Source organism: Streptomyces sp. NPDC003023 (genome assembly GCF_042888225.1).
GTDB lineage: Bacteria > Actinomycetota > Actinomycetes > Streptomycetales > Streptomycetaceae > Streptomyces.
In genome coordinates, this window is sequence record NZ_JBIAPL010000006.1 from 239,774 (window position 1) to 252,595 (window position 12,822).

Annotated in this window: 11 protein-coding genes; 5 read left to right on the top strand and 6 right to left on the bottom strand. The window is 72.4% G+C overall.

What is annotated here, in order from left to right; translation table 11 throughout:
• Positions 1 to 37: 37 nt before the first annotated feature.
• Genes ACFYV1_RS21325 through ACFYV1_RS21335 form a run of 3 tightly spaced genes read right to left on the bottom strand, consistent with a single transcriptional unit; the run spans position 38 to position 3,170 of the window.
• Positions 38 to 835: a sugar phosphate isomerase/epimerase family protein gene (locus ACFYV1_RS21325; protein WP_389397300.1), complete on the bottom strand. Its 798-nt coding sequence runs from the start codon at positions 833 to 835 to the stop codon at positions 38 to 40.
• A gap of 32 nt (positions 836 to 867) precedes the next feature.
• The gene (locus tag ACFYV1_RS21330) at positions 868 to 2,022 is read right to left on the bottom strand and encodes a dihydrodipicolinate synthase family protein (RefSeq protein WP_389397084.1); all 1,155 of its coding nucleotides are present in this window, start codon (positions 2,020 to 2,022) and stop codon (positions 868 to 870) included.
• On the bottom strand, positions 2,019 to 3,170 hold the full coding sequence (locus tag ACFYV1_RS21335; protein ID WP_389397085.1) for a Gfo/Idh/MocA family protein: 1,152 nt from the start codon (positions 3,168 to 3,170) through the stop codon (positions 2,019 to 2,021). The genes ACFYV1_RS21330 and ACFYV1_RS21335 overlap by 4 nt, the downstream gene beginning before the upstream one ends.
• A 139-nt stretch (positions 3,171 to 3,309) precedes the next feature.
• Between ACFYV1_RS21335 and ACFYV1_RS21340 the strand changes: the two genes are divergently transcribed.
• The 3 genes from ACFYV1_RS21340 to ACFYV1_RS21350 all read left to right on the top strand — a co-directional run bounded on the left by ACFYV1_RS21340 (position 3,310) and on the right by ACFYV1_RS21350 (position 6,575).
• Positions 3,310 to 4,383: a LacI family DNA-binding transcriptional regulator gene (locus ACFYV1_RS21340; RefSeq protein ID WP_389397086.1), complete on the top strand. Its 1,074-nt coding sequence runs from the start codon at positions 3,310 to 3,312 to the stop codon at positions 4,381 to 4,383.
• Positions 4,384 to 4,918: 535 nt separating this feature from the next.
• Positions 4,919 to 5,740 carry a sugar phosphate isomerase/epimerase family protein gene (locus ACFYV1_RS21345; RefSeq protein ID WP_389397087.1) on the top strand — a complete coding sequence of 274 codons (822 nt, stop codon included), beginning with the start codon at positions 4,919 to 4,921 and terminating at the stop codon, positions 5,738 to 5,740.
• A gap of 223 nt (positions 5,741 to 5,963) precedes the next feature.
• Positions 5,964 to 6,575, top strand: a complete 612-nt coding sequence (locus ACFYV1_RS21350) for a DUF6058 family natural product biosynthesis protein (RefSeq protein WP_389397088.1) — start codon at positions 5,964 to 5,966, stop codon at positions 6,573 to 6,575.
• Here the strand turns inward: ACFYV1_RS21350 and ACFYV1_RS21355 are convergent.
• Positions 6,556 to 6,852 carry a DUF1266 domain-containing protein gene (locus tag ACFYV1_RS21355; protein ID WP_389397089.1) on the bottom strand — a complete coding sequence of 99 codons (297 nt, stop codon included), beginning with the start codon at positions 6,850 to 6,852 and terminating at the stop codon, positions 6,556 to 6,558. The two genes, ACFYV1_RS21350 and ACFYV1_RS21355, sit on opposite strands and share 20 nt — an antisense overlap.
• A gap of 7 nt (positions 6,853 to 6,859) precedes the next feature.
• Complete coding sequence (locus ACFYV1_RS21360; RefSeq protein ID WP_389397090.1) at positions 6,860 to 7,768, bottom strand: EamA family transporter; 909 nt, start codon at positions 7,766 to 7,768, stop codon at positions 6,860 to 6,862.
• A gap of 96 nt (positions 7,769 to 7,864) precedes the next feature.
• Between ACFYV1_RS21360 and ACFYV1_RS21365 the strand changes: the two genes are divergently transcribed.
• Both ACFYV1_RS21365 and ACFYV1_RS21370 read left to right on the top strand, forming a co-directional pair.
• Positions 7,865 to 8,800, top strand: a complete 936-nt coding sequence (locus ACFYV1_RS21365) for a LysR family transcriptional regulator (protein WP_389397091.1) — start codon at positions 7,865 to 7,867, stop codon at positions 8,798 to 8,800.
• Positions 8,801 to 9,453: 653 nt separating this feature from the next.
• Positions 9,454 to 11,277, top strand: coding sequence for a glycoside hydrolase family 3 protein (locus ACFYV1_RS21370; RefSeq protein WP_389397092.1), 1,824 nt, complete (start codon positions 9,454 to 9,456; stop codon positions 11,275 to 11,277).
• 72 nt (positions 11,278 to 11,349) lie between these two features.
• Here the strand turns inward: ACFYV1_RS21370 and ACFYV1_RS21375 are convergent, their stop codons facing one another.
• Positions 11,350 to 12,783 carry a S28 family serine protease gene (locus ACFYV1_RS21375; protein WP_389397093.1) on the bottom strand — a complete coding sequence of 478 codons (1,434 nt, stop codon included), beginning with the start codon at positions 12,781 to 12,783 and terminating at the stop codon, positions 11,350 to 11,352.
• Positions 12,784 to 12,822: the final 39 nt, after the last annotated feature.

Below are 12,822 nucleotides of genomic sequence, written 5' to 3' on the forward strand. Positions count from 1 at the left end.
GAGGGCCTTTTTCTCGCGGGCCCGAAGCAGGGGCGGCTCAGAAGGCGTGCCGCAGGAAACGTGCCGCCGTCTCCTCCAGCACCTCCACCCCGTCCCGCGCCCACAGCCCATCGTTGAACAACTCCACCTCGATCGCGCCCGTCCGGCCCGCCGCCTCCACGCGCTCCCGCCACAGGCGCAGGTCGACCGCGCCGTCGCCGAGCTGGCCGCGGCCGTTGAGGACGCCCGCGGGCAACGGGGTGGTCCAGTCGGCGAGTTGGAAGGAGTGGATGCGACCGGCGGCGCCCGCCCGTTCCACCGCTGCCGGGGCGCGGTCGTCCCACCAGATGTGGTACGTGTCCACGACGACGCCCACCTGGTCCGCCGGGAAGCGTTCCGCCAGCTCCATGGCCTGGTCGAGAGTGGAGACCACGCACCGGTCGGCGGCGAACATCGGGTGCAGCGGCTCGATCGCCAGCCGTACGCCCCGCTCTCCCGCGTACGGCGCGAGGGCCGCCAGCGCGTCCGCGATGCGTTCCCGCGCCGCCGCCAGGTCGCGGCTGCCGGCGGGAAGGCCGCCGGAGACGAGGACCAGCGTGTCCGTGCCCAGGGTCGCGGCCTCGTCGATCGCGGCGCGGTTGTCGTCCAGTGCGCGGGCGCGTTCCGCCGGGTCGGCCGCGGTCAGGAAGCCGCCCCGGCACAGGGAGGTGACCGTCAGCCCCGCGTCCCGTACGAGCTTCGCCGCGGCTTCGAGCCCGTACGCGGCGACCGGTTCGCGCCACAGGCCCACGGCCGGGATGCCGAGCCGGGCGCAGGCCTCCGTCAGCTCGGGCAGGGTCAGCTGCTTGACCGTCATCTGGTTGATGCTGAAGCGCGTCAGGTCGGGACTCACCGCGGGACTCCGTACACGTCGAGCAGGGACTTCATCCGGGATTCGGCCAGCGCCGGGTCCGGGAACAGGCCGAGCCTGTCGGCCAGTTCGTAGGCCCGTGCGAGGTGGGGAAGGGGGCGCGCCGACTGCAGGCCGCCGACCATCGTGAAATGAGACTGGTGGCCGGACAGCCAGGCGACGAACACGACGCCCGTCTTGTAGAAGCGGGTCGGCGCCTGGAAGAGATGGCGGGACAGTTCGACGGTGGGGTCGAGGAGCTTGCGGAAGCCTGCCGTGTCGCCCGTGTCAAGGACGCGTACGGCGTCCGCCGCCAGGGGGCCCAGCGGGTCGAAGATGCCGAGCAGGGCGTGGCTGAACCCGTGGTCGTCACCCGCGATCAGCTCCGGATAGTTGAAGTCGTCGCCGGTGTAGCAGCGCACTCCCTGAGGCAGGCAGCGGCGCAGCTCGACCTCTCTGCGCGCGTCCAGGAGCGAAACCTTGATGCCGCCGACTTTGTCGGGGTGCGCCGCGATGACCTCCAGGAAGGTTTCCGTGGCCGTGTCCAGGTCGGGCGAGCCCCAGTAGCCCTCCAGGGTCGGGTCGAACATCGGGCCGAGCCAGTGCAGGATCACAGGCTCCGACGCCTGGCGCAGCAGGTGGCCGTAGACGTCCAGGTAGTCGTCGGCGGACGCCGCAGCGGCGGCCAGTGCCCGTGAGGCCATCAGGATCGCCTGCGCCCCGGTGGACTCGACCAGGGCGAGCTGCTCCTCGTAGGCCGCGCGCACCTCGTCGAGCGACGCCGGGCCGGTCAGCTGATCGGTGCCCACGCCGCAGGCGATGGTGCCGCCGACGGCCTTCGCCTCCGCGGCGGAGCGCCGGATCAGCTCGGCGGCGCCCACCCAGTCCAGGCCCATCCCGCGTTGCGCCGTGTCCATCGCCTCCGCCACGCCGAGCCCGTGTGCCCACAGATGGCGGCGGAAGGCGAGCGTGGAGTCCCAGTCGACGGCGGCGGGGGCGTCCGGGCCGGCGTCCGCGTAGGGGTCGGCCACCACATGGGCGGCGGAGAAGACCGTACGGGAGGTGAGCGGGGCGCCGGGGGCGAGACTCAGGGGCTCGGCACGCGGCTCGTACGCGGTCAGGGTCCCGTCGGCGCGTGGCAGTCGGATCGTCACAGCGTCAGCTCCGGTACGTCGAAGCGCCGGCCCTCCGCCGACGAGCGCAGCCCCAGCTCGGCGAGCTGTACGCCGCGCGCACCGGCGAGCAGGTCCCAGTGGTACGGCTCGTCGTCGGCGACATGGCGCAGGAAGAGTTCCCACTGGGCCTTGAAGCCGTTGTCGAAGTCGCGGTTGTCCGGGACCTGCTGCCACTGGTCCCGGAAGGACTCGGTGACCGGCAGGTCCGGGTTCCACACCGGCTTCGGCGTGGCGGAGCGGTGCTGGACGCGGCAGTCGCGCAGGCCGGCGACGGCAGAGCCGTGGGTGCCGTCGACCTGGAACTCGACGAGCTCGTCGCGGTTGACCCGCACCGCCCAGGAGGAGTTGATCTGGGCGACCGCGCCGCCCTCCAGCTGGAAGATCCCGTACGCGGCGTCGTCGGCGGTCGCCGCGTACGGCTTGCCCTGCTCGTCCCAGCGCTGCGGGACGTGTGTGGCGACGTGTGCGCTGACGGAGGTGACCCGGCCGAACAGCTCGTGCAGGACGTACTCCCAGTGCGGGAACATGTCGACCGTGATGCCGCCGCCGTCCTCCGCCCGGTAGTTCCAGCTCGGCCGCTGCGCCTCCTGCCAGTCGCCCTCGAAGACCCAGTAGCCGAACTCGCCGCGCACGGACAGGATCTGCCCGAAGAAGCCGCCGTCGACGAGGCGCTTGAGCTTGAGCAGCCCCGGCAGGAAGATCTTGTCCTGGACGACGCCGTGCTTGATGCCCCGGTTCTCGGCGAGGCGGGCCAGTTCGAGGGCGCCGGCGAGGTCGGTGGCGGTCGGCTTCTCCGTGTAGATGTGCTTGCCCGCCGCGATGGCCTTCTTCAGGGACTCGACGCGGGCGGAGGTGACCTGCGCGTCGAAGTAGACATCGATGCTCTCGTCCGCGAGGACTGCGTCGAGGTCCGTGGAGAGCTCGGTCAGGCCGTGCCGCTCGGCGATCTCGCGCAGGGCGTGCTCACGCCTGCCGACGAGCACGGGCTCCGGCCAGAGCACCTCACCGCCGCCGAGGTCGAGGCCGCCCTCTTCACGGATCGCGAGGATGGAGCGCACCAGGTGCTGGCGGTGGCCCATCCGCCCTGTGACGCCGTTCATGGCGATCCGCACTGTCCTGCGTGTCACGAAGTGCCTCCATCTTTCATCTCGGTTCTCCCGAGTTCCCTCGATATGAGCGTAGCAAGCGCTTTCTACGCGATAAGAAGCTAGCCTGCCGACAGCGGCCCGGACAAGGGGGCCGCTCCATCTCCCGCGGAGGAAAGCGATGACAGTCACCCTGGCGGATGTGGCGGCCCGCGCCCGGGTGTCCCCGGCGACCGTCTCCCGCGTGCTGAACGGCAACTACCCGGTTGCCGCGTCGACACGGGAGCGGGTGCTGCGCGCGGTGGACGAGCTCGACTACGTCCTCAACGGGCCGGCGAGCTCACTCGCCGCCGCCACCTCCGACCTCGTCGGCATCCTGGTCAACGACATCGCCGACCCCTTCTTCGGGATCATGGCCGGAGCGGCCCAGACCGAGATCGGCGGGCAGGAGGGTACGGGGCGGGCAGGCGGCGAGAAGCTCGCCGTCGTCTGCAACACCGGTGGCTCACCCGAACGGGAACTCACCTACCTCACCCTGCTGCAGCGTCAGCGGGCCGCGGCCGTGATCCTCACCGGCGGCGCGCTGGAGGACGCGGACCACATCGCGGCCATGACCGCGAAGCTCACGAAGCTCGCCGACGCAGGGACACGGATCGTGCTGTGCGGCCGTCCGCCGCTGCCCGGCAGCGACGCCGTCCTCGCGTCACTCGCGTTCGACAACCGCGGCGGCGGACGGCGGCTCACCGAGCACCTGATCACGCTCGGCCACCGGCGCATCGGATACGTCGCCGGCCCCAAGGAACGGACCACGACCCGCCACCGGCTCGAGGGCCACCGGGCGGCGATGGCCGCGGCCGGTCTCGGCGGGGACGCCGCCGAGCAGGACCGGCTCACCGTGCACGGCCCGTACGACCGCAGGTCCGGCTACGACGCCACCCTCGAACTGCTGCGCAGGGCCCCCGACCTGACGGCGGTCGTCGCCGCGAACGACACCGTCGCCCTGGGCGCGTGCGCGGCGCTGCGGGACCAGGGCCTGCGGATACCAGGAGACATCTCGGTCGCGGGCTTCGACGACCTCCCCTTCTCCGTCGACGCGGTCCCCGCTCTCACGACGGTCCGGCTACCGCTGTTCGAGGCGGGCGCCAGGGCGGGGCGGCTGGCCATGGGCAACGAGGATCCGCCGCCGGGAGGCATCGCGACGATCGCCGCGGAACTGATGGCCAGGGACTCGACGGCGCCGCCGCGCGAGGGGTGACGCGACGGCGGGCCCGGTCCGGGCGCCCGCGCGTCACGCTTCGCCACGGAACTGGGCGCCCGCGCGTCACGCTTCGCCACAAAACTGGGCGCCCGCGCGTCACGCTTCGCCACGAACCCCGGCGCCTCAGGCTTTCGCCGCCGTGCTCGCCCCCGGCGGGCGAACCATGCCGACGTCGTCGACCGGGTCCTCGGCCTCCACGACGAATCCGTGACGCTCGTACAGCCGACGGGCAGCACTGCCCTGCGGCACGTTCAGGGCAACGGTCGCGCGCCCCGTGCGCCCGTCCGTCCCAGCAGGGCGCGCGGGGCGGTGGATCCACGCCCTCGGCCCTACCGGCCCGCGGCCCGGCCCGCGCGGCCCCCGAGCCGGGCGCGCCGCGCGGCCGACCGGCGCGCCCGTGATTACGCTCGCCGGGCCGGGTACCGGCACATGGTGTTGTGAACCCGTAGTCGTGGAGCCGCACCGCTCGTACGGAGCGGGCCGGCCGGTCGGAGCCGGTGCCGGCGGCGGTCACCGCAGGAAGGAACCACCGATGAAGTTCGCCTTCTCGACCCTCGGCGTGCCCGGCAGGCCGGTCACCGAGGTGGCCCGCCTCGCCGCCGACAGCGGTTATCAGGGCGTGGAGCTGCGCGCCCACCCGGAGGAGCCCGTGCATCCCGGCATCGGCACGACCGAACGGGCGGAGACGGTGCGGGAGTTCCAGCGGGCGGGAGTCGAGATCCTCACAGTCGCGGGGTACGCGCGCATCGCGGCATCGGGCGACGACGGCCCTGTGATCAAGGAGATGGAAGCTCTCTGCCGCCTGGCCAAGGACCTCGGCGCCCCCTTCGTACGCGTCTTCCCCGGCGGCGGGGACCTGGACGCGGCGGAGGCCGACGCGATCGCCGCCCGTCGGCTCGGGGCCGCCGCGGAGACCGCCGCGGGGCTGGGCGTACGGATTCTGCTGGAGACGCACGACTCGCACCGCACCGGTGCCGACGTGACCCGCGTCCTGGGCCTCGTCGGCCACCGGCACGCGGGGGCCCTGTGGGACGTGATGCACCCGTGGCTCGGGGGCGAGGCACCGGAGGCGACTCACGCGGCGCTGAGCCCGTTCCTCGGATACGTGCAGGTCAAGGACGTGGCCTCGCGTGACGACCTGACACCGCTCCCGCTGGGGCAGGGGGTCCTGCCGCTCGCCGAGTGCCTGGCGCTGACCGACCCGGACGGCTGGGTGTGCTGGGAGTACGAGAAGCGGTGGTATCCGACCGCACCGGAACTGCCGGGCCTGCTGACCGCGGGGAGGGAGCACCTGCTCGCCGTGGCCGGGAAGGGCCGGGACGGTTCGGCCGGTGCCGAACCGTCCGGCTCGTAGGGTCCTTCGTACGGATCGGGCCGGATGAGCGCGTGCGACGGCAACGCTGAGGAAGGAGCCCACCCGCAAGGGCTGTACGGGGGAGTCGGCGACCGCCGACACCGCGGCGTGGGGGTACCTCCCGTGCCGAAGGCCGCCGGGGGGTGCGGTGCCGGCACCCGAGCCCGGCCTGATCCGAACGAGAGGCCCTGGCCTGCGGGAACCACCCACGAAGGAGTCGTCCATGTACGAGCGCGAGTTGGCAGCCCGGTTCCGGCAGGTCAACGGCGACCATCCGATGTCCCCGGCGGACGACGCCTACGTCAGCGCCCAGTTCGCCGTCCTGGACGATCTTTGCCTGACGACCGGTCACGACTCCGGCGAGGTACGCCTGATGATGCTGGCCGGGCTGCTGCCGCTGCCCGGATATCTGCGCTCCGACGGCGCGGAGATGGTCCCGAAGGACCTTTTCGCATTGGCGGAGGCGGCCGGCGGCACGGAGAGGCTGGAAGCCTGGTTCGTCGCGCACTGGGCGGATCCGTCGACGGGACGGCAGGAGTGGGAGGCCTACCTGAGCGGCCGGTACGTCTGCCTGCACTCGGTCGGCCCGGCGACGATCCGGCGCAAGGAGCAGCTGACGGCCGCCATCATGGCGGCGCCCCACGACCCGGACGCCGGGTCTCCCGAGTGGTCGGCCGGGCTGCATGCGGCGATCGACGAACTCGACGCGCTGGAACCGGCCTTCACTCCTTACGACCGGCTCCGCTTCGGCGGCCCCACCTCGCGCGACCTGTGCATCGACGCGATGCGGGCCCGTTTCCCACGCGGTGCTGCCGCTACCGCCAGGGGACGGTGAGCCAGGGGCGGTCGGGATCGCTGGTGAGGATGCGGTTCATGTCCACCGGCTCCGTGTTCCAGGGGCCGAACTCCTCCTCGTCGAAACGCGGGCAACGGCCCAGCGCGTAGCCCGCCCCGAAGTCCTCCCACGAGCGGTACGTCTCCTGGCTCGACTTCGCCGCGCGGAGCACCGCGCCCTCGCCGGTGGGCACGTCGCAGAAGCGCGCGCCCACACCCCAGCGGGCCGTGTTGACCGCCCGGTCGAGGTCCCGGGCGAGGGCTTTCGGCGGGGGCACTGGGACGTCAGGTCCTGCCCGCGGTCAGCGGCTCCTCGTGCCGCACGGCGGGCCGCGGCTTGCGCCCGCCCGGGAGGGTCGTGAGGGCTACGCCGCCGACCAGCAGCGCCGCCGCGCACCATCGCAGGGGGCCGACCGGCTCGTCGAGGATCAGGTACGCAGAGGACATGCCGAAGACCGGTACGAGGAGGGAGAACGGGGCGACCGAGGACGCCGGGTGGCGGCGGAGCAGCAGGCCCCAGGCGCCGAAGCCGAAGATCGTGGTGACCCAGGCGACGTAGAGGACGACCCCGACGCCCGTCCAGTCCAGGGAACGCAGTGCGGCCAGGTCGCGGCCCGGGCCCTCGAGGAGCAGGGAGAGGCCGAGCAGCGGAAGGACGGGGACGGCACTGACCCACACCATGAAGTTCAGCGCGTCCGGCGGGGCCGCCTTCCGGGTCAGGACGTTGGAGACGCCCCAGCAGGCGGCCGCCGCGATGACCAGGGCGAAGCCGAGCAGGGGGCCGGAGGTGCCTTCGTCGACGGCGGCCACCGCGATGCCCGCCAGGGCCACGGCCATGCCGGCGAGCCGCAGGCGGCCCGGCCGCTCGCCGAGGACGGCGCAGGCGAACAGGGCGGTGAAGACCGCCTGGACCTGCAGGACCAGGGAGGAGAGACCGGCGGGGGCGCCGACGTCCATGCCGGTGAAGAGCAGACCGAACTTGGCGACGCCCAGGACCAGGCCGACTCCGACGATCCACTTCCAGGCGACCTTCGGCCGGCCGACGAAGAACACGGCGGGCAGCGCGGCGGCGAGGAAGCGCAGGGCGGAGAAGAGCAGCGGCGGGAAGTGGTCGAGCCCGATGTCGATGACGACGAAGTTGACTCCCCAGACGGCGGCGACCAGGGCGGCGAGGGCGATGTGGGCGGGGCGCATGGTGCCGAGCATCCCGCCGAGAGACTGTGCAGCACCAGCGCGGATTCCTTCATGGTTGGATGAAGTGCTGCTAACGGGACAAGGGAGGAGAGCCGCATGCTCGATCTCGGTCGGCTGCGCGCCCTGCACGCCGTCTCCGTCCACGGCACGGTCGGCGCGGCGGCGGCCGCGCTCGGTTACACGCCGTCCGCGGTCTCGCAGCAGATCGCCAAGCTGGAGCGGGAGACCCGCACCACGCTCCTCGAACGCGAGGGCCGCGGCGTCCGGCTGACCGACGAGGCGGCGCACCTGGCGGCTACGGCGCAGCAGCTGCTGTCACTGGTCGAGGAGGCCGAGGTGCGTCTCGAGGAGCGGCGCGGCGAGCCGACCGGACGGCTCTCCGTCGCCTGTTTCGCCAGCGCCGCCCGCGGGCTGATGCCGTACGTCCTCGCCGACCTCGCCCGCCGCCATCCCGACCTCGACGCCCGGCTCCACGAGGTCGACCCGCACCTGTCCGTCGACCTCGTCGCCCGTGGCGCGATCGACCTGGCGGTGGCGCACGACTGGGACATCGCCCCGCTGCCGACCCCGCCCGGCGTCGAGCAGGCCGTCATCGGCGACGACATGTGCGACGTGCTGGTGCCGGCCGACCACGCGCTGGCCGCGGTGGACTCCGTACGGCGCGAGGACCTCAAGGACGAGCGGTGGATCACCCAGCCGCCGGGCACGGTGTGCCACGACTGGCTGCTGCGCACTCTGCGCGCGGCAGGCTGTGAGCCGCTGATCGCCCATCAGGCGGAGGAGAACCACACGCAGGTGGCCCTCGTGGCCGCAGGGCTCGGCGTGGCGCTGGTGCCCCGGCTGGGCCGTGGGAAGCTGCCGCCGCAGGTCGCGGCCGTACGGCTGGCCCCCGTGCCGACGCGCCGGCTGCACGCCCTGTGGCGTTCCGGGGCGGCGAGGCGGCCCGCGATCACCGAGACGGTGCGGACGCTGCAGAAGCTCTGGCCCGAGGTCTCCGCCGCGCCGTGGGAAGGGTCACGCCGAGGGGCGTGACCACGCCCGTCACCTGCGCCCGGGGGCGAACCGAGGACACGTCCGCGGTCCGGGCCGGCGGCGACGTCGGTGCACAGGGCTGCGGCTACCCGCCGTGCGGGACCGCCCTCTCAGTCGCGACTGCCCGGCTCCGGGGGCACCCGGAGCGCGGGGCGGAGCACCCGCCGCACGGCCGGTGCACTGCTCCGCGGGCCGCGGCACGACATGGGCTGCCCGTGATCCTGGCGGACCGCCGGTCCCGTGCGGCAGGCGCGCGCCGCGGGCCGCGGCACCGATCGGCCCCGGACGCCGCCGGGTCCGGACCCGGCGCAGCCGCCCGAACGCAAACCTCAGCCGGTCCCGTCACGCAGGCGCGCGCCCCGCGGGGCGCCGGGAGGCATCCGTGGCGTGCCCGCGGCGCACGCCCCCGCAGTCCGGGTGGACCGCCCGTTCCGTCACGCAGGCGCGCGCCTCGCGGGGCGGCGGCAGGCCCCCTGGCCGTGCCCGCAACGCACGCCCCCGCCCCGCCGGTCCGGTGACGGTTGTGCGCGGGGCCTTGACCTGGCAGTTAGTTTCCGGATATCCGTGACACCTTGGCAGTTTCCTTCAACTCCGTTGTGCAACACACCTGTCGAGTATGTAGAGCATGCAGAGCAAGGCCGGAAGGAGCACCAGTGCACGACCGGAACCTCTCCAGACGCACTCTTCTCACCGCGACCGCCGTGGCCGCGGGCGCGATCGCCACGACGGCGCCCGGTTCAGCGGCAGCCGCCACCGCGTCCCGCGGCACACGATCCAGGCTCGAGCGGCTCATCTCGAAGATGAGCATCGAGGAAAAGGTCGGCCAGCTCTTCGTGATGCGGGTCTACGGGCACTCCGCCACCGAACCCGACCAGGCCGACATCGACCTCAACCTCGAAGAGATGGGCGTGCGCAACGCCGCCGAGCTGATCGCCGAGTACCACGTCGGCGGCATCATCTACTTCGCCTGGGCGCACAACACCCGTGAGCCGCACCAGATCGCCGACCTCTCCAACGGCATCCAGCGGGCCGGACTCGCCCAGCCGACCCCGCTTCCGTTGCTAATCTCCACCGACCAGGAGCACGGGATCGTCGCCCGTGTCGGCAAGCCGGCCACCCTGATGCCGGGAGCGATGGCGCTCGGCGCGGGCGGGTCGGCCTCCTCCGCCCGCAGAGCCGCGCAGATCGCCGGCAGCGAGCTCGCCGCGATGGGCATCGTCCAGAACTACGCGCCCGTCGCCGACGTCAACGTCAACCCGGCCAACCCGGTGATCGGCGTCCGGTCCTTCGGCGCGGACCCGGCCGCGGTCGCCCGGATGGTCGCCGCCCAGGTCAAGGGCTACCAGAGCGCGGGCATCGCGGCGACGTCCAAGCACTTCCCCGGACACGGCGACACCACCGTCGACAGCCACACCGGCATCCCGGTCATCACCCACACCCGCCAGGAGTGGGAGGACATCGACGCGCCGCCGTTCAGGGCCGCCATCGCCGCCGGGATCGACTCGATCATGACGGCGCACATCCAGTTCCCCGCCCTGGACGCGAGCAACGACCCGGCGACGCTCTCCCGCCCGATCCTCACCGGCATTCTGCGCGAGGAGCTCGGCTACGACGGTGTGGTGGTCACGGACGCCCTGAACATGGAGGGCGTCCGCGAGAAGTACGGCGACCACCGGGTGCCGGTGCTGGCGCTGCTGGCGGGAGTGGACCAGCTGCTCAACCCGCCGGACCTCGCCGTCGCCTGGCACGGGGTGATGGACGCGGTCAGAAGTGGCGAGGTCACAGAGGCACGGCTGGACGAATCGATCCTGCGGATCCTCCTCCTCAAGGAGAAGCTCGGTCTGTTCCGCGACCCGTTCGTCTCGCGACGGGACGTGGACCGCACCGTGGGCACCCGCTCGCACCTCGCCGCCGCCGACCGGATCGCCGAGGAGACGACCACGCTGCTCACGAACCCGGACGGGCTGCTGCCGCTGAGCCGCCGCAGCCACGGCGACGTCCTGGTCGTCGGCGCCGACCTGGCGTCGCCCAGCGGCACGACCGGGCCGCCGACGACCGTACTCGCGAACGCCCTCGGCGAGCTGGGCTTCCGGACGACCGCGCTCCCGACCGGGACCGCGCCGAGCAGCGCGAAGATCGCGGAGGCGGTGGCCGCCGCCGACGGCAAGGACGTGGTCGTCGTCGGCACGTACAACGTCTCGGCGACGAGCTCCCAGCGCACGCTGGTCGCCCGGCTGGTGGCGACCGGCGTGCCGGTGGTGGCGCTCGCCATCCGCAACCCGTACGACATCGCCCGGCTCGAGGGGGTCGCCGCCGCGCTCGCGGCCTACTGCTGGACCGATGTCGAACTGCGCGCCGCGGCGCGGGTGATCGCCGGACAGGCGGAGCCGGAGGGACGTCTGCCGGTGCCGGTACGACGGGCCGACGACCCGTCGCAGGAGCTGTTCCCGGTCGGCCACGGGCTGTCGTACCGGTAGGACGCCCGAAAGGGCCGTGCACCGCCGTTCGCAGGGAACGGCGGTGCACGGCCCTTCGGTGCCGCCGGTCCGCTACGGACGCAGCAGCGGCTCGCGCTCCAGGTCGCGCTTGTCGAGCTTCGCGTCGGCCTTGGCCAGTGGCCTGGCCTTCGCCGGGTCCTCCTGGACCGCGGCCGGGGCGACGCCCGCCCAGCGCAGGATCGCGGCGGTGGCCTCGGCCTTCTCGTCCGCCACCAGACCGGCCACGTTCGCACCGTGGTTGGCGCCCGGCGCGGTGTAGACGTGGCTGTCGCGGGTGTACTTGCCGACCCGGAACGGCTCGGCGCCCCACGGGTCGTTCTCTCCGTAGACGAACATCATCCGGTCGGCGTTGTGCCGCACCCAGGTGTCGATGTCCTTCATCACCCACGGCTTGAAGCGCATCGGGATGTCCTGCGGCACGAAGTTCCGCGGGGGCTGGTAGCCGTAGCGGCTGAGGCCGTCCAGGTGGGGCTGCGCGATGTCCGGGGAGCCCAGCTCGGTGCCCGCCTGGTAGTAGTACGGCGTGTAGTTGGAGAGCCCCTGGTCGGCGTAGGCCGCGAAGCCGGCGATCGCGTCGACGGTGTCGAAGATCTCCTGGTCGGACGCGGTGGCCGCGACCGGGATCGTCTCGCAGTCGGACAGGTTGCTGTACTGCCAGAACGCCCACACGAAGTCCATCACGACGGCCTCGTACGCCTTGTCGAGGCTGCCGACGGTGTCGAACGTGTACCCGTTGTCCGCCGCGTACTTCGTGTAGACGGCCTTCAGCGGCTCACGGCGCACCAGGGCCTCGCGCTGGACCGCGTTCAGCTTGTCGCGGCACTCCTTGGTGCCGACGTTGGCGAGGAACCGGTCGTATGCCGCGTCCTCGTTGTTCACGACGTCGTTCGGCGCGACGTACGCGACGACGCCGTCCATGTCACGCGGGTAGTGGCGCTCGTAATAGGTGGCGGTCATGCCGCCCTTGGAGCCGCCGGTGGAGATCCAGTTCCTGTCGTAGATCTTCTTCAGGGCCTTGAAGACCCGGTGCTGGTCGCTCGCGGCCTGCCAGATGTCCAGCTTGGACCAGTCGGCGGGCGCGGGGCGGGACGGCGTGAAGTAGCGGTACTCCAGGGAGACCTGGTTGCCGTCGATGATGGCCGTGGGCTCACTGCGGCGCGGCGTGGTGGACACGTGGTAGCCGGAGGTGAAGAAGACGGTGGGGCGGCTGGTGTCCTTGTGCAGCAGAGTGATCCGCTGCTTGAACGTGCCGGTCCACGGGTGCCGGTGGTCGACCGGCTGCGTGTAGTTCAGTACGAAGAATCGGTAACCCGGATACGGCTTCTCCTCGATGAGGCTCATGCCCGGGATCGAGAGAATCCGGTCCTTGATGTCCGTGCCGGCCGCCGGCCCGGCGGCGGTAGCCGCGTTCGCCGTGGCACCGGCCGCGCTCACGGTGCCTATGAGCACCACGAGCGACAGCAGCCATCTGAGCGCCTTGCGCATTCACCCTCCCGTTTGATCAAAAGCGGACGCGGGTGAACC

What these genes read in the sequence shown, in the direction of transcription:
- ACFYV1_RS21345 (WP_389397087.1), top strand. Translation starts at nt 4,919, where the DNA reads ATGAAGTTCGCCTTCTCGACCCTCGGCGTGCCCGGCAGGCCGGTCACC.
- ACFYV1_RS21365 (WP_389397091.1), top strand. Translation starts at nt 7,865, where the DNA reads ATGCTCGATCTCGGTCGGCTGCGCGCCCTGCACGCCGTCTCCGTCCAC.
- ACFYV1_RS21360 (WP_389397090.1), bottom strand. Translation starts at nt 7,768, where the DNA reads ATGCGCCCCGCCCACATCGCCCTCGCCGCCCTGGTCGCCGCCGTCTGG.
- ACFYV1_RS21350 (WP_389397088.1), top strand. Translation starts at nt 5,964, where the DNA reads ATGTACGAGCGCGAGTTGGCAGCCCGGTTCCGGCAGGTCAACGGCGAC.
- ACFYV1_RS21340 (WP_389397086.1), top strand. Translation starts at nt 3,310, where the DNA reads ATGACAGTCACCCTGGCGGATGTGGCGGCCCGCGCCCGGGTGTCCCCG.
- ACFYV1_RS21375 (WP_389397093.1), bottom strand. Translation starts at nt 12,783, where the DNA reads ATGCGCAAGGCGCTCAGATGGCTGCTGTCGCTCGTGGTGCTCATAGGC.
- ACFYV1_RS21325 (WP_389397300.1), bottom strand. Translation starts at nt 835, where the DNA reads ATGACGGTCAAGCAGCTGACCCTGCCCGAGCTGACGGAGGCCTGCGCC.